Source organism: Elizabethkingia argenteiflava (genome assembly GCF_009904105.1).
Lineage (GTDB): Bacteria > Bacteroidota > Bacteroidia > Flavobacteriales > Weeksellaceae > Elizabethkingia > Elizabethkingia argenteiflava.
Window position 1 is genome coordinate 13,085 of record NZ_JAAABJ010000685.1, and the last position, 17,591, is coordinate 30,675.

The 17,591-nt window shown below is 37.1% G+C and carries 13 protein-coding genes; 11 read left to right on the forward strand and 2 right to left on the reverse strand.

Translation table 11 applies throughout. The features are described 5' to 3' along the window. Window positions 1–56: 56 nt before the first annotated feature. The 6 genes from secA (at window position 57) to msrA (ending at window position 10,616) form a co-directional block, all read left to right on the forward strand. Window positions 57–3,128, forward strand: a complete 3,072-nt coding sequence (secA, locus tag GNY06_RS13225; protein WP_166520521.1) for a preprotein translocase subunit SecA — start codon at window positions 57–59, stop codon at window positions 3,126–3,128. A 161-nt stretch (window positions 3,129–3,289) separates the two neighbouring features. Continuing rightward, a complete protein-coding gene (locus GNY06_RS13230; protein WP_166520522.1) occupies window positions 3,290–5,176 on the forward strand; it encodes a TonB-dependent siderophore receptor in 1,887 nt (628 codons plus the stop codon). A gap of 317 nt (window positions 5,177–5,493) precedes the next feature. After that, on the forward strand, window positions 5,494–6,693 hold the full coding sequence (locus GNY06_RS13235) for a PepSY-associated TM helix domain-containing protein (RefSeq protein ID WP_176590037.1): 1,200 nt from the start codon (window positions 5,494–5,496) through the stop codon (window positions 6,691–6,693). A 426-nt stretch (window positions 6,694–7,119) separates the two neighbouring features. Further along, window positions 7,120–9,171 carry a TonB-dependent receptor plug domain-containing protein gene (locus GNY06_RS13240; RefSeq protein ID WP_166520523.1) on the forward strand — a complete coding sequence of 684 codons (2,052 nt, stop codon included), beginning with the start codon at window positions 7,120–7,122 and terminating at the stop codon, window positions 9,169–9,171. An 11-nt stretch (window positions 9,172–9,182) separates the two neighbouring features. Then, window positions 9,183–9,806 carry an HmuY family protein gene (locus GNY06_RS13245; protein WP_166520524.1) on the forward strand — a complete coding sequence of 208 codons (624 nt, stop codon included), beginning with the start codon at window positions 9,183–9,185 and terminating at the stop codon, window positions 9,804–9,806. Window positions 9,807–10,070: 264 nt separating this feature from the next. Continuing rightward, window positions 10,071–10,616 carry a peptide-methionine (S)-S-oxide reductase MsrA gene (gene msrA, locus GNY06_RS13250; protein ID WP_166520525.1) on the forward strand — a complete coding sequence of 182 codons (546 nt, stop codon included), beginning with the start codon at window positions 10,071–10,073 and terminating at the stop codon, window positions 10,614–10,616. Between the two features lie 139 nt (window positions 10,617–10,755). On the opposite strand, the gene yihA is transcribed toward msrA, so the two are convergent. Further along, the gene (gene yihA, locus GNY06_RS13255) at window positions 10,756–11,373 is read right to left on the reverse strand and encodes a ribosome biogenesis GTP-binding protein YihA/YsxC (RefSeq protein WP_166520526.1); all 618 of its coding nucleotides are present in this window, start codon (window positions 11,371–11,373) and stop codon (window positions 10,756–10,758) included. Continuing rightward, the gene (locus tag GNY06_RS13260) at window positions 11,373–12,134 is read right to left on the reverse strand and encodes an alpha/beta fold hydrolase (RefSeq protein ID WP_166520527.1); all 762 of its coding nucleotides are present in this window, start codon (window positions 12,132–12,134) and stop codon (window positions 11,373–11,375) included. The genes yihA and GNY06_RS13260 overlap by 1 nt, the downstream gene beginning before the upstream one ends. 277 nt (window positions 12,135–12,411) lie before the next feature. On the opposite strand from GNY06_RS13260, the gene mraZ reads away from it, so the two are divergent. From mraZ to GNY06_RS13285, 5 genes are read left to right on the forward strand one after another with little or no spacing between them, the layout of a single operon-like run. After that, window positions 12,412–12,879, forward strand: a complete 468-nt coding sequence (mraZ, locus tag GNY06_RS13265) for a division/cell wall cluster transcriptional repressor MraZ (protein WP_166520528.1) — start codon at window positions 12,412–12,414, stop codon at window positions 12,877–12,879. Further along, the gene (rsmH, locus tag GNY06_RS13270; RefSeq protein ID WP_166520529.1) at window positions 12,869–13,762 is read left to right on the forward strand and encodes a 16S rRNA (cytosine(1402)-N(4))-methyltransferase RsmH; all 894 of its coding nucleotides are present in this window, start codon (window positions 12,869–12,871) and stop codon (window positions 13,760–13,762) included. The genes mraZ and rsmH overlap by 11 nt, the downstream gene beginning before the upstream one ends. Before the next feature lie 19 nt (window positions 13,763–13,781). Further along, entirely contained in the window at window positions 13,782–14,153 is a 372-nt protein-coding gene (locus GNY06_RS13275; RefSeq protein ID WP_166520530.1) for an FtsL-like putative cell division protein, read from the forward strand. Continuing rightward, window positions 14,134–16,128, forward strand: coding sequence for a penicillin-binding transpeptidase domain-containing protein (locus GNY06_RS13280; RefSeq protein WP_166520546.1), 1,995 nt, complete (start codon window positions 14,134–14,136; stop codon window positions 16,126–16,128). Before GNY06_RS13275 ends, GNY06_RS13280 begins: the two co-directional genes overlap by 20 nt. Next, complete coding sequence (locus GNY06_RS13285) at window positions 16,129–17,589, forward strand: UDP-N-acetylmuramoyl-L-alanyl-D-glutamate--2,6-diaminopimelate ligase (protein ID WP_166520531.1); 1,461 nt, start codon at window positions 16,129–16,131, stop codon at window positions 17,587–17,589. Window positions 17,590–17,591 lie beyond the last annotated feature (2 nt).

A 17,591-nucleotide genomic window follows, 5' to 3' on the forward strand; every position in this document is an offset into this window, starting at 1 on the left:
CTTTTTCAGCGTCATCATGTCTTTGTAAATTCAGAGACTTAAAGCAATCACAATATATGGGTTTTTTAGACACTATTCTAAAGGGTTTTTTGGGAAATAAAAATGAAAAAGACCTCAAAGAAGTAAAAAAAATATTAGAAAAAATTAAAAAAGTAGAACCTGGCATTGGAGAACTTTCCGATGAGGGGCTAAGAGAAAAGACCAAAGAGTTTCAACAAAAGATTCAACAGGTTACAGCCAGCGTTCGTCAGCAGATAGAGACTTTGCAGGCCAAAATTGAATCAACAGAAAATGTTGATGAAAAAGAGGCGCTATATACCCAGATCAGTGAGCTTAATAAACAAGCCTACCAGCAAGAAGAAAAGATCCTTGCAGAGCTTTTACCTCAGGCCTTTGCCTTATTAAAAGAAACTGCCAAAAGGTGGGCTACTAACGGAGAAATTCGAGTAAAAGCAAACGATAGAGATCACGAATTGGCCGGAATTAAAGATTTTGTGGTGATTGAGGGGGATCAGGCCATTTGGAAAAATGAATGGAATGCCGCCGGTACACCCATTAAATGGGATATGGTACATTACGATGTTCAGTTTATAGGGGGGGCTGTGCTTCATCAGGGAAAAATCGCCGAGATGGCAACAGGTGAAGGTAAGACACTGGTCGGTACGCTACCTGTATTTTTGAATGCGCTTACGGGCCGTGGAGTACACGTGGTTACCGTAAACGATTATCTTGCCAAACGAGATTCAGCATGGATGGCCCCTATTTTTGAGTTTCATGGACTCTCTGTAGACTGTATTGATAAGCATCAGCCTAACTCAGAAGGAAGAAGAAGGGCTTATAAGTCCGATATTACCTATGGTACCAATAACGAGTTTGGTTTTGACTATCTACGGGACAATATGGCCAATAATCCAGAAGAATTGGTTCAAAGAGAACTTAATTACGCGATTGTGGATGAAGTCGATTCCGTATTGGTAGATGATGCCAGGACGCCATTAATCATTTCAGGTCCTGTTCCTCAGGGAGATCGCCAAGAATTTGATTTATTAAAGCCTAGTATTGATCGTATTGTAGCAGTGCAAAAGAAAACCATTACGGGTATTTTTAATGAAGCTAAAAAATTAATTGCAGCTGGAAATAAAAAAGAAGGAGGTTTTAAGCTGCTCCAAGCCTATAGAGGTTTACCTAAAAATAGACAACTTATAAAGTTCCTTTCCGAGGAAGGAAATAGAGCCCTCTTACAAAAAACAGAGGCTCAATATATGGCCGATAACAACCGGGAGATGCCAAAGGTTGATCAGGATTTGTACTTTGTCATCGACGAAAAAAACAATCAAGTAGACCTTACCGATAAAGGCGTCGATTATATGTCTCAAGGCAATTCAGATGCATCTTTTTTCGTTCTTCCAGATATAGCCACCGAAATAGCAGAACTGGAGAAAAAAAATCTTCCTAAAGAGGAAGAATTTTCAGCTAAGGAAGAATTATACCGTGACTTTGCTGTTAAATCTGATCGGGTACATACTTTAAATCAGTTGCTGAAAGCTTACTCTTTATTTGAAAAAGACGATGAATATGTGGTAATTGATGGGGAGGTTAAGATTGTAGATGAGCAGACAGGCCGTATTATGGAGGGAAGGCGTTACTCCGACGGTCTTCATCAGGCTATAGAAGCAAAGGAAAATGTGAAGATTGAAGCCGCAACTCAGACGTTTGCAACCATTACCCTGCAAAATTATTTCCGGATGTACAACAAACTTGCGGGGATGACAGGAACCGCAGAAACAGAGGCCGGAGAACTTTGGGAGATCTATAAATTGGATGTAGTGGTTATTCCTACCAATAAGCCTATTCAAAGAACGGATAAACATGATTTGGTATACAAGACCAATCGTGAAAAATACAATGCTGTAATTGAAGAAATAGAAAAACTCACCGCCGTGGGCAGACCTGTTTTAGTGGGGACTACTTCGGTGGAAATTTCCCAATTGCTTTCCAAAGCTCTTCAATTGAGAAAGATTCCTCATCAGGTATTAAATGCCAAGCTTCATAAAAAAGAAGCTGATATTGTGGCCGAAGCTGGGCAGCCAGGAGTGGTTACTATTGCTACGAATATGGCGGGAAGGGGAACGGATATCAAATTAAGTCCCGAGGTGAAAGAGGCTGGTGGTTTGGCTATTATCGGTACCGAGAGACATGATTCGAGACGGGTAGACCGACAGCTAAGAGGACGTGCAGGACGTCAGGGAGATCCGGGTAGTTCCCAATTTTATGTTTCTTTAGAAGATAATCTTATGCGTCTTTTTGGCTCCGAACGTATTGCCAAAATGATGGATAAAATGGGGCATAAAGAGGGAGATGTGATCCAACATTCCATGATTACCCGTTCCATTGAGAGGGCGCAGAAAAAAGTGGAAGAGAATAATTTTGGTATCCGTAAAAGATTGTTAGAGTACGATGATGTGATGAATAAACAGCGTGATGTTATTTATAAAAGAAGAAAAAACGCTTTATTCGGGCAACATCTCAAATTTGATATCATGAATATGATATATGAAACGGCAGGCTCTATTGTTAACCAAACTAAGGCAGATAATAATTTCAAAGACTTTGAATTCGAGATTATCAAAAACTTTACCATGGAGTCTCCTATTTCTGAGTCTGAATTTAAAAGTAAGCAGGCTCAGGCTTTAGTAGAAGAACTCTATAAAACCGCCGTTGAGGATTATACGCAAAAGTTGGAGATATTAAAGGAAAAATCTTTCCCTATTATTGAGAATGTATATAAAAATCAGGGGAATATGTTTAAGATGATTCAAGTTCCTTTTAGTGATGGGCACCGAACATTAACGATTGTTACGGATCTACAAAAAGCCTATGAAACCCGATGTGAATCTCTTATCTTAGATTTTGAAAAAAATATTTCATTAGCGATTATCGATGAAAATTGGAAAAATCATCTCCGTGAGATGGATGATTTAAGAAGATCTTCACAGGGAGCTGTATATGAGCAGAAGGACCCTTTAGTAATTTATAAGCAAGAATCTTTTTATCTATTTAGTGAAATGATAGATAAGATTAATAAATCCATTGTTTCCTTCCTTTATAAAGGAGAGATTCCGGCTTGATAATCTGCATCAATAAAAAATGAACAATCCCGCGAGCCTCAGCTCGCGGGATTGTTTGTCTTGATAAAACTCATTTATATTGCTCATAAGGAAGGAAAATTTAATAGGAAATACACCTATTTAGAATTAATATAAATAATATATTTGCAAAAATTTTTACGATGAAAAAAGTAATTGGATGCCTTGCAATATTGAGTTTTATTTCTGTGTTTTCACAAAAAAATGATTCGATTACTTCTAATAATAATATACAGGAGGTTGTTCTAAAAGGGAAGTATTATAAAAAGTATATAAAAAAAAGAGGCTCATCCTCTATGCGATTAGATGAAGAGCTGATTAAAATACCTCAGAATATTTCCATCGTTACCCGAAGAGCCCTGGAAGATCAACAAGTAACCAGTATCAGCGATGGAGTGCTTCGCAATATATCCGGAGCTCAACGAATAGAGCATTGGAGTGATTTGTATACGAGATTTACGATGAGAGGATCTAGGGCAGGATCTTTCCTAAACGGTGTGAATGTGACTTCCAATTTTGGACCTTTAAGCGAAGACATGAGTTTTGTAGATCATATAGAAATTATTAAAGGGCCTGCTGGGTTTTTAATGTCAAATGGTGAATCTGGGGGTATGTATAATATCGTCACCAAAAAACCTACTGGTGGGGTACTGAATGGAATAGCTAGAATGATGTTGGGAAGTTTTAGTACCTATAGAGGAGAGGTGGACATCGATACAAAACTCAATGAAAAAGTTGCTTTTAGATTAAATATAATGGCTGCAAATAAAAAAAGTTTTAGAGATTATGAATTTAATGATAGATATATTATTAACCCCTCCTTTAAATTCAACTTTTCAGATAAAACCAGTATGACTGCAGAGTATATTTATCAGCGTGCAAAAATGTCCGAATTAGGCTCAGCCTATATATTTAGTCTAAAAGGTTATGCTGATAAACCTGTGGGCTATACTGTTTCTGATCCGGGAATAGACCCTACAAAAGTAGAAAGCCACATGATCAATATTAATTTACAACATAAATTTAACGAGCATTGGAAATTGACTAATCAACTCACCTATGTGGATGAATCTACCTTGGGAAGTGATATTTGGATTAATCAATTCGTGTCAGAAAATAAAATAATAAGGAATTTATCGCTATGGGATTCACAAAATAACATGAAATTTGGACAGGTTTTCCTAAACGGATGGATAAAAGAAGGTGCGATGTCCCACAAGATATTAGCCGGTTTAGATTTAGGGTCTAAAAAGTATATCGCCGATTGGGGGCAGACTTTCGAATTGGATACTGAAGAAAATCCTTTCGATATGAATGCGGGTTCTTATCAAGGGCCCAAAAGGGGCTATCCCAAATTTAATCGAGATCAACCCCTTTTGGAAAGAGCTTCGCCATCGGGTATTACTGAGCAGCATTATACAGGAGTTTCTCTACAAGATGAATTGGGTTTCTTTGAGGATGCTTTGAGGCTTACCCTTGCCGCTCGGTATACCAGTGTGAAAGAAAATAATTATGGAGTAAAATCGCATGCGAATAAGATCAACCCCAGAATAGGTCTTAGCTATTCTATCAATGAGAACCTATCTCTATACACCTTATACGATCAGTCTTTTGTTCCTCAGGCAGGCTTGTTTAGAGATGGGAGTACCGCAAAACCATTGACCGCAAATAACGTAGAATTTGGAATAAAGAAAGATTGGCTGTCCGGAAAATGGAATACCAGCTTATCCCTATACAGTATTACCAAGCACAATGCGATAGCCGCAGATCCAAGTTCTAATAATGTCAATAATAAATATGCTATTCTGTTAGGTAAAACAAGGGTTCAGGGAACCGAATTTGATCTTAAAGGTGAAGTTCTTAAAGGATTCAATGTCATTTTGAACTATGCTTTTACCGAAAATAAATTTATAGAAACAACAGCTTTACATAAAAAAGGGGATTTAGTTCCAGGATATGCAAAACACGCTGCTAATGCATGGTTGAACTATACTTTTCTGGATGGTCATTTTGCTGGTTTCGGAATTTGATTTGGAGGTACTTATCTATCCGGTAGGAGCACTTGGGTATGGGGAGCCTTTGAGGGGAGCCAAAAGATGAATGATTATGTAAAGTTCGATACAGGCATCTCTTGGGAAAATCCTAAATTTAGAATAAACTTGAATGTATTTAATGTATTTGGCCGATATCTATATAGCGGAAGCCCTATCATATTTAGGCTGTTAGATGGTAGCAAAAAGGGGGGGATATTCTTATCAGTTTGAAGCACCCAGAAACTATAGAATATCAATAGAATACAAGTTTTAAGGGGCAATAGAGTAAAACTTATTTATTTAACTTTTTAAGAATGATTGAAAAAAATAACCGGCATAAAAATAAAAATTTCTTTTTCAAAAAATATATGGGTAAACTACATCTATGGTTCGGTTTATCTGTAGGGATATGTGTTTTTATAGTGGCTCTTACCGGAACATTGTATATATTTAAGGATGAGGTGCAAGGCCTGCTTCGCAAACATGCAATCCAGCTAAAGCCAGAAACGCTAGCAGAGCAACCTATGTCAATTGATGCTCTATCCAGGATAGTGGAGAGGTCTCTAGGCGATCAATATCCCATTAGTTCCGTTGAGATAGCATTGGATAAAAATAAAGCTTATAAATTTTCATATCTCGAAAAAAACAAAAAAGCCTGGAATTATTTTGAAGAGTTTAAAATCAATAAATCGGTATATGTGAATCAATATACAGGGAAGTTGTTAGGGGTGTATGATGAAAAATATGATTTTTTCACCTTGATGAGGTATATACATTGGAGTTTTCTGTTAAATTCCGGTTGGGGGAAATATGTGGTAGGTATTCCAGTGGTTATTTTTATTTTCATGTTGATTAGCGGTTTGGTTTTGTGGTGGCCACATAATAAAAAATCATGGAAAAAGGGTTTCGTATTAGATTGGAAAAATGTAAAGACTTGGAAGCGCAAAAACTATGATCTCCATCGCGTGTTAGGATTTTATACTTCATTTTTAGCCCTGATCATCAGTTTAAGCGGAATTTATTTTGCTTTTCCTTATGTAAAAAATACCTTTAACCTAATCTCATCAGGAGCGCGATATTTACCGAAAGAAAAAAAAATAAAATCTGCCATTACCTTCTCTCCATCAAATATTTCGGTTTTTGATAGCAGTATTCAAGAAGTCCGAGAACATTATCCCCATTCTTCCAGATTTAGGATGCCTCTCAACGGAAAAGATAGAAAAGGACATCAGCTCGACAATATACCGATTGTAATCTATGAAAAATCTGGAAAAGTGGGGGATCGTAACCAAATGGTTTTCGATAAAAATTCGGGGGAATTATTGTTGAATAAACCCTACCAGCAGCTCAACCTCTCCCAGAGATATGCGCATGCCAATTACGATATTCACACCGGAGCCTATTGGGGGCTTTTTAGTAAAATCCTATGGTTTATTACCGGATTGGTCTGTACTTCCTTGCCTATTACTGGTTTTTTAGTGTGGTGGGGACGTACCCATAAGAAAAAAAAGTGAGTGCTTTCAGATAGATCTTTGCAAAGAACTCCTAACTCTTTTTATGAAGGGGGATTTGTTGGGAACAATATCTTTTTACAAAATAGAATTTATTTACGGATAAATATAGGCTCTTCATCACTTAATTTTATATTGAATAAAATGGACGAAGCCAGAACTGTAAGTTCTGGCTTCTGTTTCAGCATAGATAGAATATAATAGTTTACTGAAGATTTCTTTTGTCTTTTTCTGAATTTAGTTAGACCTGTTGATTAAGGTCTCAAACTGTCCAGTCATCATATTCCTTTATCATTATATAGTTTTAATCAATAAGATGGAATTTTTCCACTGTAAAACTATTTAAAACCTAGCTAAAGGAAAATATGATTCTTTTCATATTTCTATTTAGAATAAATAAAATTAACTTTGTGTAAAATAAAATAATTGATGATAAAGAGCACTGTTAGTTTGCTAGCTCTTATGGGAGCTTTGATGCTGGAGGGACAACAGTTGAAGGACAGAGAGATTGAGGAGGTCGTTATATCTGCAAGTACCTTCGAACAGAAGGCTAAGGAAGTGCCTATTCCTATAAAAATAATTGAGAAGAAGCAAATACAACAATCCGGTAGCGTTCGATTAAGTGATATTTTGGCAGAACAAACAGGATTGGTAATCATTCCCAATCATGGGGCAGGTGTACAAGTACAGGGAATGACGGGTGAGTACAGTTTAATATTAATAAATGGTCAACCCTTGGTGGGTAGGACAGCGGGGACACTGGATCTATCTCGTATTACGGTACATAACATCAAGAGGATAGAGATCATAAAAGGACCTAGCTCAGCTTTATATGGTTCTGATGCCTTAGCGGGAGTGATCAATATTATTACCGAAACGCCTCTTCGAGATGCAAGTGATCTCAATGTACGCTATGGAAGCTATACAACTGTAGATATAGGAGGGGGGATTAATATCCATCGGAAAAAAATATCCTTGAATTTATCAGCTAACCGTTACAGCTCTGCAGGTTATAAACTAAATCCGGATGCTGATCAATATGGACAGACGGTTAATCCTTTTGAAAACTATACCTACTCCACGAATATTAATTTCAAGCCTAATTCCCACTGGGAACTCGGTTTATATACGCGTTATTATTATGAAAATTTAGGAGGTAAAATGCTGATTCAAGGGGGGAAAGTTGATGGCTATTCCAAGAATCAAGATTATAATATTATTCCGCAAGCCACCTGGCGTCCTAACGATAAAGTAACTTCCAGGTTAGGACTTTATATGTCGGCATCCAATAATGACTCTCAGTATAAATTTGTGAATAGCGGTCAGTTAGTGGACGAAACTTTCTTCAGAGAGCATTATAATAAAGTAGAAAGTTTTACAGACATCAGATGGAATAAGCGGTGGAAAAGCACTTTAGGTATGGGGATTGTTCAACAGCAAATAGAAGCGAGTCGTTATAACAACAAAAAAACTTCCCACCAACTTTATGCTTTAGGGCAGTTGGCTTATACTCCCATGAAGTCTTGGAAAATTTTAGCCGGATTTCGTTATGATGATAACAGTATTTTTGGACCCCAATTTAATCCTAAGTTGGCAACTGAAATAGGGGTCTCTAAATTCCTAAACCTACAGGCCTCAATAGGGAGAGGGTTTAAAGCTCCAGATTTCAGGCAATTATACCTAAACTTTACCAATAGCCTAATAGGTTATTCCGTATTAGGGACACAGGAAGTAGCATTACAGTTGGAAAAAATGCAGAAACAGGGATTAATTGCACAAATTTTAGTATCTCCTTCAAAAATTGGGGTATTAGAACCAGAAAGTTCATGGTCCTATAATGTGGGAGCTAACATGACACCCATCCGCGGAACCACCTTGAAAGTGAATGCTTTTCGGAATGATATTCAAAACCTTATTCAAACCCTTCCCATTGCTCGGAAAAATAATGGTCAAAATGTTTTTTCTTATCAGAATTTCGCAAAAGTTTTTACACAGGGCGTGGAAACTGAGCTGTGGGTAAAGCTCTCCAGAAGTTTCACCTTAGTGGGAGGCTATCAGTATTTGGAGGCTAAAGATAAAGATATACAAAATAGAATAAAAGCAGGTGAAGTTTTTGGAATCAATGATCATGGAAACGTAATTCGTTTGAAGTCACGGGATTATTTTGGGATTCAGGGTAGGAGCAAGCATAGTTTCAATGCTAAATTGTTCTATGAAGATAAAAAGGGCTGGTTCTTTAACATTAGGGGCCTGTACCGAGGACAATATGGTTTTGCAGATAAGGATGGTAATGGCATTATCAATAATAAATCAGAATTGGCACCTAGCTATTTTATCTTAAATACAGTGCTAGGAAAAAAAATAGCGACACATTACCATCTTAGTATAGGGTCGGATAATTTATTGAATTTTAAAAATATACAATATAATCCTGAATATGCTGGGAGAATATTATGGATAAACTTTAAAATAATTTATTAATACATTAACATATGAAAACAATATTTATTACTACAGCTACCGCAATTATGCTATTTTGTTTAGCATCATGTTCCAGCGATGATAGAGATAGTGGTTTAGTCACAGAAAAAGGACAAGCATCGACTTCGATTAAGGTTCAGGAGGTTAAGGATGTCAATGCTACAGATCAAGCTAAATTCACCTTATACAGCCTGAGGGAAAATAAAGTAATTAAAGCTGAGGACAAAAACACGGATAAGTGGGATATTGGTTTTAGTACAACTAAAATTATCATTAATGGAGGTAAAATCAGAAAGGGAAAAGGAGCTGCGACAATTGTAAAAGGTAGCTTCGAAGATATAAAATCTGCACCCGATGATAAAACGTTTAAAGTGGATAATGCAGAAAACGATCTCGCTATAACAACCGGATCAGGCAATGGTTGGTATACGTATAATATGACTAAACATACGATACATCCTATTCCCGGTAATATTATAGTCATTAAAACCGGAGATGGCAAATATGCGAAAATACAAATTATGAGCTATTATAAAGGTGCTCCTGCCAACATTCCGGACGAGTCCAAGGATTCCGGATATTATACTTTCAAGTTTGCTTTGCAAACTAACGGGAGCAATATTTTTAGCAAATGATAGATAAATTACCTTGAATTTTCAAATAAAAGAACACCCATTCACAGAAAGTTAGTATGTAAATTCATATTACGGTTTGATTTTTTTACTTTACTTGAGAGCCGGCTAAGGGGACTTGGCTGGCTTTTTTAATGAGAGCAAATACGACATCTAAATAGATTCCCTGGTATAAGCTTTTGAAACAAAACTTCATCTTTATATGTTGACTTTATTTTTTAACTTTGATTGAGAAAGAATAGATTAAAAGAAATATAATCATGCAAAATGGAAAATAAAATAGCATATGCCACTCTCGGAGGAGGGTGTTTTTGGTGTGTCGAGGCTTGTTTTTATATGTTAAAAGGTGTATTATCAGTTGTTTCTGGTTATGCAGGAGGAGGTAAAGAAAACCCTACTTATGAAGAGGTATGCAGTGGGGGTACAGGCCATGCGGAGGTGGTACATCTTAAATACGATCCTAATGTGATCAGTTATTTGCAGATTATGGAAGTCTTTTTATTTTTGCACGATCCTACACAGCTTAACCGCCAAGGGAATGATATTGGCACACAATATCGCTCTGTGGTTTTTTATAGTGATCAGGAGCAAAAAATACAAACCGAAAAAGCCTTGGAAATCTCCCAACTAAAAAAGGAATGGAAAGGGGAATATGTTACCCAGCTCCTCCCTTTTGAAAAGTTTTGGCCAGCCGAGGTTTATCACCAAGAATATTATAAAAATAATCCACACCAACCTTATTGCAGCACTGTAGTGGGGCCAAAAATACGGAAATTTAAAAAATATTTCGGAGACAAAGGGTGGTTGAAATAAAAAGAGTGTGATATTATTTGAACATATCTCTCTGTCTAATGGGTAAACTCTTTAGACAGAGAAATCTCCTATGATATTGAATATTCAATCCCTGATGTTGAAATATATCGGACTCATTTAATTGATGAATTTTTTGGCATTAAAATTGGACCTTATTTTCTTTAAGGATTTTATTCGTTTCTTCTATAAAATCGAGAATCAGATCTCCCCCTTCTTTCTTTTCTGCTGAAGTGACAAAAGATAAAGGGGCTTCTTCCCAAAAGTTTAGCAATTCTTCTCTATAGATATTTATTTTGTTTTCAATAGCCTTGGGCTTTAGTTTATCCGATTTAGTAAAAACAAGCGCAAAAGGGATTCCAGATTCACTGCACCATTGCATAAATTCCATATCTATGCTTTGAGGAGAATGCCTGATATCTACCAAAACGAAAAGGTTTACCAGATTTTTCCGGTTCAGTATATAATTGGTAATCAGTTTTTCAAAACTTTTTCGTAAGGATTTAGAAACCTTGGCATAACCATAGCCAGGAAGATCAGTAAGATACCAGCTTTCGTTTACCAAAAAGTGATTGATCAGTTGAGTCTTTCCTGGGGTTTGAGAGATTTTTGCTAAATTTTTGCGATTCATTATCGCATTGATAAGAGAGGACTTTCCCACGTTCGACCTTCCGATAAAAGCGTATTCCGGAAATTGAGGATCAGGAGATTCCTGCCACTTACTACTACTTTTTATAAATTCTACCGATTTAATTAGCATTAGATTTTATCCTTTATCCAGTGGTACAATATATCGTTAAATTCCTTAGGTTTTTCCATCATTGCGGCATGCCCGCACTGATCTATCCAGAAAAGATCTGAATTCGGTATTTTTTTATGCATTTCTTCTGCCACTTCCGGAGGCGTAACACTATCTTGTTTTCCCCATATAATACAGGTAGGGCAAGTAATATTGGGCAGTTCGCTTTGCATATTGTGTTTCATTGCACTTCTGGCTAGGATTACTGTTTTTATGCCTTTCATTCTATCATTCACTACTGCGAAAACTTCATCAACAAGTTCATCTGTAGCTATGTCGGGGTTATAAAATACCTCTTGCGTTTTCCGTTTAATATAGGATTTGTCGCTTTTTCGAGGAAATGAATCACCAAAGCTACGCTCATATAGACCAGAGCTTCCCGTTAGCACTAAATTTTTAATCAGATCTGGGCGGGCTAGGGCTGTAATCAAGCCCACATGACCTCCCATAGAGTTGCCCACAAGGGTTACTGGGCTTGCAATATGTTCCTCGATGAAAGTGATCACATATTTAGAAATACTCGTCAAATTAGTATTGAGAACCGGAAAGTCATAAATAGGAAGTTGAGGTATAAAAATATTGAAATCTAGTTTTGAAAAATAAGTTTTCATTTCTTCAAAATTGCTCAAATTTCCCATTAATCCATGTAATAAAACCATAGGTTGTCCTTTTCCTGATTCTATATAGGTAAATTTCTTTTCTTTTTTTCTTTTAAAAATCATAACGCTTAATAGCCTAAACCCCGCAAAAGTACGAAAAAATCAAGTCTTGCCGGAGTAGAAAGTTAATTAAATATGCTTATAAATTACAAAATTTTAATATTAAACGGATGATGTTTTTATAAATAAATTTCCCATAAGTTATAATTTTCTATAAATCAAAATATTACCCTTATCAGTTCATAGCAGTATTGAGGTTAGAGGTAAAAGTTATCCACAATAAACAAAATAGTGGTATAATGTGGTAAAAAGTGGAAATATTTATATATTTTTGTTTCAAATGAGTCATTTCATTGGGACATATGAGTGCAAGATAGACGATAAAGGGCGCTTAAAAGTGCCTACTTCGCTTGTGAAGCAGATGAAGAATTTTGCAGATCAGCCGTTTGTTATAAAACGATCGGTATTTCAGCCTTGCCTAGAAGTGTACCCTATGAGCGGTTGGGATAAATTAATGCAAAAAATTAATGCTCTTAATCGTTTTATAAAAAAAAATGCAGATTTCATTAGAATGTTTACGGCCGGCGTGAAAACTGTAGAAATAGATAATGTGGGGAGACTCCAGGTCTCTAAAGATTTAGTGCAGTTTGCTAGTTTAAAAAAAGAAGTGGTGATCACCAGTGCCGGAGAGCTTTTTGAGATTTGGAATAAAGATATGTATGAACAGGTAATTTCAGCACAACACGTTGACTTTGGGGTGTTGGCTGAGGAAGTAATGGGAACTATAAACACTGAAGATGTATCATAACCCTGTATTATTAGATGAAAGCGTAGGAGGTCTTATTACAGACCAGGACGGAGTTTATGTGGATTGTACATTTGGAGGAGGGGGACATTCCCGAGAAATTCTCTCAAGGCTTTCGCAGAAAGGGCGCTTATTTTCTTTTGATCAAGATCTTGATGCGCTCAGTAATGTAATTGAAGATGAAAGGTTTGTATTAATAAACCAAAATTTTCGCTTTCTGAAAAACAGTCTCCTGATGCATGGGGTGCAGAAGGTGCAGGGGGTTTTAGCAGACTTAGGCGTTTCCTCTCATCAGTTCGATGACGCAGACAGAGGTTTCTCTATTCGGACAGAAGGTCCGCTGGATATGCGAATGAACGTTATGCAGGGGCTGGATGCTAAGAAAGTGGTCAATGAATATGAAGAATCTCAACTAGCAGATGTTTTTTATCTCTATGGGGAATTGCGTGAAGCTCGTAAGCTCGCTCGAGAGTTGGTAATGTTCCGGAAAAATAAAGTGATTGAAACCACAGAAGATTTAAAAAAAGTTTTTTCCTACATTCCAGTACATAAGAGTAATAAATATTTCGCGCAGATTTTCCAAGCGATAAGAATAGAGGTAAATCAGGAGCTTGAAGTGTTAAAAGAAATGTTGCAGCAAGCCTATGAAGTACTACAGCCTGGCGGCAGACTGGTTGTGATTTCATACCATTCGCTAGAGGACAGACTGGTGAAGCGCTTTCTTAAAAATGGAATGTTTGAAGGGGAACCTCAAAGAGATATTTATGGTCATTATAACCGATCTTTTGAATTGGTCAAGAGCAAGGCTATAGTTCCAATGCAGGATGAAGTAGTAGAAAATCCTCGCGCCAGGAGCGCAAAACTGAGGATAGGAATTAAATTATAACATTTTAAAATACGACTGAATGTCCAAAAAAGCTTCAGTAGCCCGAAAAAGGAAAAAACTAACCTTTATAGATCTTGTGAAGGGGAATTTTCTTAATAGGGAAGAAGTGAAAGAGCATTATAAATATTTTATTCTGATTTTTGTGCTCATGATGATTATGATTTATTCTAATCATTTGGTAAATCAGAAAATTGAGATCGTAAATGCTTTAAAGGAGCAGAGTGAGGAGTATAAATCCAGAAATGCTTATGCACAGAGTCGGCTTATCCATATTAAAATGGAATCTGAACTGAGTAAAGAAATGGAGAGAGATTCATTGATGACTTTGGAAAGTCATCCGACCAAACTCTTGATAAAAATGGATGCAATTAATGGTAAGAAAAGGGAGTGAATACAATCAAAAAAGAAGCGAAATGCTCTTTTGGGGATATGCCTTTGTGGGTGTAGCCCTGGTGGTTTTTATTGTATTTATTGCGCGGATTATCATTTTACAGAACACCAATGTTGAGGAGCTCAAAGATACCATTATTAGTAAAAATTATCGCGAAGCCACTTTAAAAGCAGCCAGAGGTAATCTTTTTGCTTCTGATGGGTCTATTTTAGCTACTACCGTGATGAGGTATGATGTGTATCTGGACTTCAAAACTATGCGGGATACGATTTATGGAAATCACGTAAACGCGTTAACAGATTCGTTGAGTCGTATGTTTGGAAAGCCTGTGTCTTATTTCCGACAGCGCTTAGATCATCAGAAAAAAAAAGAAAATCAATATTATCTATTGGTTAAGGGTTTAGACTTCGATGAATATGATAGGATTCGTAGATTCCCCATTTTTAATAAAGGAAAAAATAAAGGGGGGTTCATTGTAGAGCGTGAATACCGTAGGGATATCGCTACAGCCCAGATTGGAGCAGGGACCATCGGAATGGATAGGGATGGGGTTAAATCTGGATTCGAAGGTGCTTTTAGTAAATACCTGACGGGTACCGATGGCACCCGTTTAGAGCAGCGAATCAACTCTAGCCAATGGAAACCTATAGACTATTGGAAAGTAAAAGAGCCTGTAAATGGGAAGGATGTATATACCACCCTGGATCTACGCATACAGGACATAGCCCATTCTGCTTTAGAAAAACAACTGATCGCTTTTAATGCCGATCATGGTAGTGCCGTAGTGATGGAGGCACAAACAGGAAAAGTGAGGGCCATGGTTAACCTTCGTAGGACAGCGCCGGGATTATATGTCGATGCCTATAATTATGCAATAAAAGATGCCATAGAACCAGGTTCTATCTTTAAGCCGGTATCATTATTGGCCGCTATGGAAGATGGATTTGTAGATGAAAAAACCAAGGTAAATATAGGCGGGATAGAATGGACTTATGCAGGGCAGCGAATTACTGATAGTCATGCTGGAGGGGTTTATGATATCAGTGATATTCTAGCCCAATCCAGTAATATTGGAGCTGCTAAGGTGATCACCTCCCACTATGCCAGTAGTCCTAAAATATTTTTTGATCACCTTAAAAAGTGGAAACTCTTTGATAAGATGGATTGTGAGTTACCCGGTATTACGGCTCCTAAAATATTGACCCCAGCCTATAAAAGATGGAACAAAGCTACCTTGGCTTCTATTGCATACGGCTATAGTGTAAATATTAATCAGCTACAGCTCACCACCTTTTACAATGGCATAGCCAATGGGGGAGAAATGCTAAAACCGCTATTTATTGATAAAATAATGAAAGAGGGCAAGGTAATCTACGAAGCTGCTCCGGAGGTGATGGTACGCAAAATGGCCTCAGGAAAAGCCATCACTATGATGACGCACTCTCTCACCAAAGCGGTAGAAAAAGGAACGGCCAAAAGTATTTATACCCCTAACCTCAAAATTGCAGGGAAAACCGGAACGGCCCGCTTTGAGTACTGGAAACCAGGACCCATGAAGTACGCTTCATCTTTTGCTGGTTTTTTCCCAGCTGATAAGCCTCAATATACTTGTAGTGTAGTGATTAATCAACCTGAAAATGCTAAAGGTTTTTATGGAGCTAAGGTCGCTGCTCCTGCATTTAAGGAGATTGCAGGAAAAGTATTTTTGAAAAAACCCCTAAACATTAATAAAGAAATGCTGGTCAATAGGAAAGTCGATATGAGTAGAATGATAGAGCCTACCAGAAAAGTAAATATTAATAATAATCGCATGCCAAAATTAGTGGGGTTGATGGGTCGAAATGTTGTGCCAGAGCTAGAAAACTTGGGGTATCGCGTAGAGTATAAAGGAGCTGGAAAAGTTTTAGAGCAATTCCCTGCCGAAGGGACAAAGATTAGTCAAAATCAGAAAATTTATTTAAGCCTTCAGAAATAAATGTTATTAGAGGAAATATTACATAGCATATCAGTTGTAAAGATACAAGGAAAATTATCCCAGCAGATAAAAAAGCTGGTCTTCGATTCCCGTAAAGTAGTTGAGGAATCCATGTATGTTGCCATAAGGGGAACACTAGCAGATGGACATGAGTTTATAAATGCTGCCATTCAGAATGGAGCACGTGTCATAGTATGTGAAACTTTTCCTCAGATCCTAAGGGAGGAGGTTACTTATATTCAGGTCAAGAATACCGCTATAGAGCTAGGGCAACTTGCCAGTAATTTTTATGGGAACCCTTCCTCCAAATTGAACTTAATAGGGGTTACGGGAACCAATGGAAAGACTTCTACAACGACTTTGTTATTTGATGTTTTTACCCAGCTAGGATACAAATGTGCGCTAATTTCTACCGTAGAAAATCGTATTGGAGATAAAATTATCCCTTCTACCCATACCACGCCGGATGTGGTTCTCATTAATAAACTTATCGCAGAAGCGGTTTATGAAGCCTGCGATTATGTTTTCATGGAAATTAGCTCACACGGTATACATCAGCATAGAACGCAAGGTTTACAATTTAAAATTGCAGGATTCACTAACATTACACACGATCATTTAGATTATCACAAAACTTTCTTAGATTACCTCAATGTTAAAAAATCTTATTTTGATCATCTTCCGGCTAACGCCATTGCAATCACCAATCTGGATGATAAAAATGGGAAAATAATATTGCAAAATACCAAAGCTCAGAAAAAAACTTATGCGCTAAAAACCTTAGCAGATTATCACGGGAAAATACTAGAAGCGGATTTTGATGGTATGTTGCTTAATTTTAACGGAATTGAGTTTTGGACCAGTCTTACGGGGAAATTTAATGTCTATAATTTGTTGTTAGTTTTTGCTATTGCCTCCGAACTAGGCGTACAAGATAGCGAAATATTAAAAGCCATAAGTGTATTAAAAAGAGTAAAGGGACGGTTTGAAACCCTTAAATCCCGAACCGGTATATTTTTCGTAGTGGACTATGCCCATACTCCGGACGCTTTAGAAAATGTATTAAACACCATTAATGATATCCGCACTAAAAATGAAAGATTGATCTCTGTATTTGGGTGTGGAGGTGATAGAGATCACGCCAAAAGACCCGATATGGGGGATATCGCTACTCAGAATTCAACCCTGACGATTATTACATCCGATAACCCCCGAACAGAAGATGCTTTAGAAATTATTAAAGACATTGAGAGAGGTGTTAAGCCGCAAAATTATAGTAAATATATAGCGGTAGCGGATAGAAAAGAAGCGATAAAAATGGCTATAAAATTTGCTGAAGCCGGAGATATTGTATTGATAGCGGGTAAGGGACATGAAGATTACCAAGAAATAAAGGGGGTTAAACATCACTTCGACGATAAACAAACAATTCACGAATTATTAACTATAATGGGAAAATAATA

Bases quoted from the DNA above. Each gene is read 5' to 3' on its own strand.
- secA (WP_166520521.1), top strand. From the start codon at position 57: ATGGGTTTTTTAGACACTATTCTAAAGGGTTTTTTGGGAAATAAAAAT.
- GNY06_RS13230 (WP_166520522.1), top strand. From the start codon at position 3,290: ATGAAAAAAGTAATTGGATGCCTTGCAATATTGAGTTTTATTTCTGTG.
- GNY06_RS13235 (WP_176590037.1), top strand. From the start codon at position 5,494: ATGATTGAAAAAAATAACCGGCATAAAAATAAAAATTTCTTTTTCAAA.
- GNY06_RS13240 (WP_166520523.1), top strand. From the start codon at position 7,120: ATGATAAAGAGCACTGTTAGTTTGCTAGCTCTTATGGGAGCTTTGATG.
- GNY06_RS13245 (WP_166520524.1), top strand. From the start codon at position 9,183: ATGAAAACAATATTTATTACTACAGCTACCGCAATTATGCTATTTTGT.
- msrA (WP_166520525.1), top strand. From the start codon at position 10,071: ATGGAAAATAAAATAGCATATGCCACTCTCGGAGGAGGGTGTTTTTGG.
- yihA (WP_166520526.1), bottom strand. From the start codon at position 11,373: ATGCTAATTAAATCGGTAGAATTTATAAAAAGTAGTAGTAAGTGGCAG.
- GNY06_RS13260 (WP_166520527.1), bottom strand. From the start codon at position 12,134: ATGATTTTTAAAAGAAAAAAAGAAAAGAAATTTACCTATATAGAATCA.
- mraZ (WP_166520528.1), top strand. From the start codon at position 12,412: ATGAGTCATTTCATTGGGACATATGAGTGCAAGATAGACGATAAAGGG.
- rsmH (WP_166520529.1), top strand. From the start codon at position 12,869: ATGTATCATAACCCTGTATTATTAGATGAAAGCGTAGGAGGTCTTATT.
- GNY06_RS13275 (WP_166520530.1), top strand. From the start codon at position 13,782: ATGTCCAAAAAAGCTTCAGTAGCCCGAAAAAGGAAAAAACTAACCTTT.
- GNY06_RS13280 (WP_166520546.1), top strand. From the start codon at position 14,134: ATGGTAAGAAAAGGGAGTGAATACAATCAAAAAAGAAGCGAAATGCTC.
- GNY06_RS13285 (WP_166520531.1), top strand. From the start codon at position 16,129: ATGTTATTAGAGGAAATATTACATAGCATATCAGTTGTAAAGATACAA.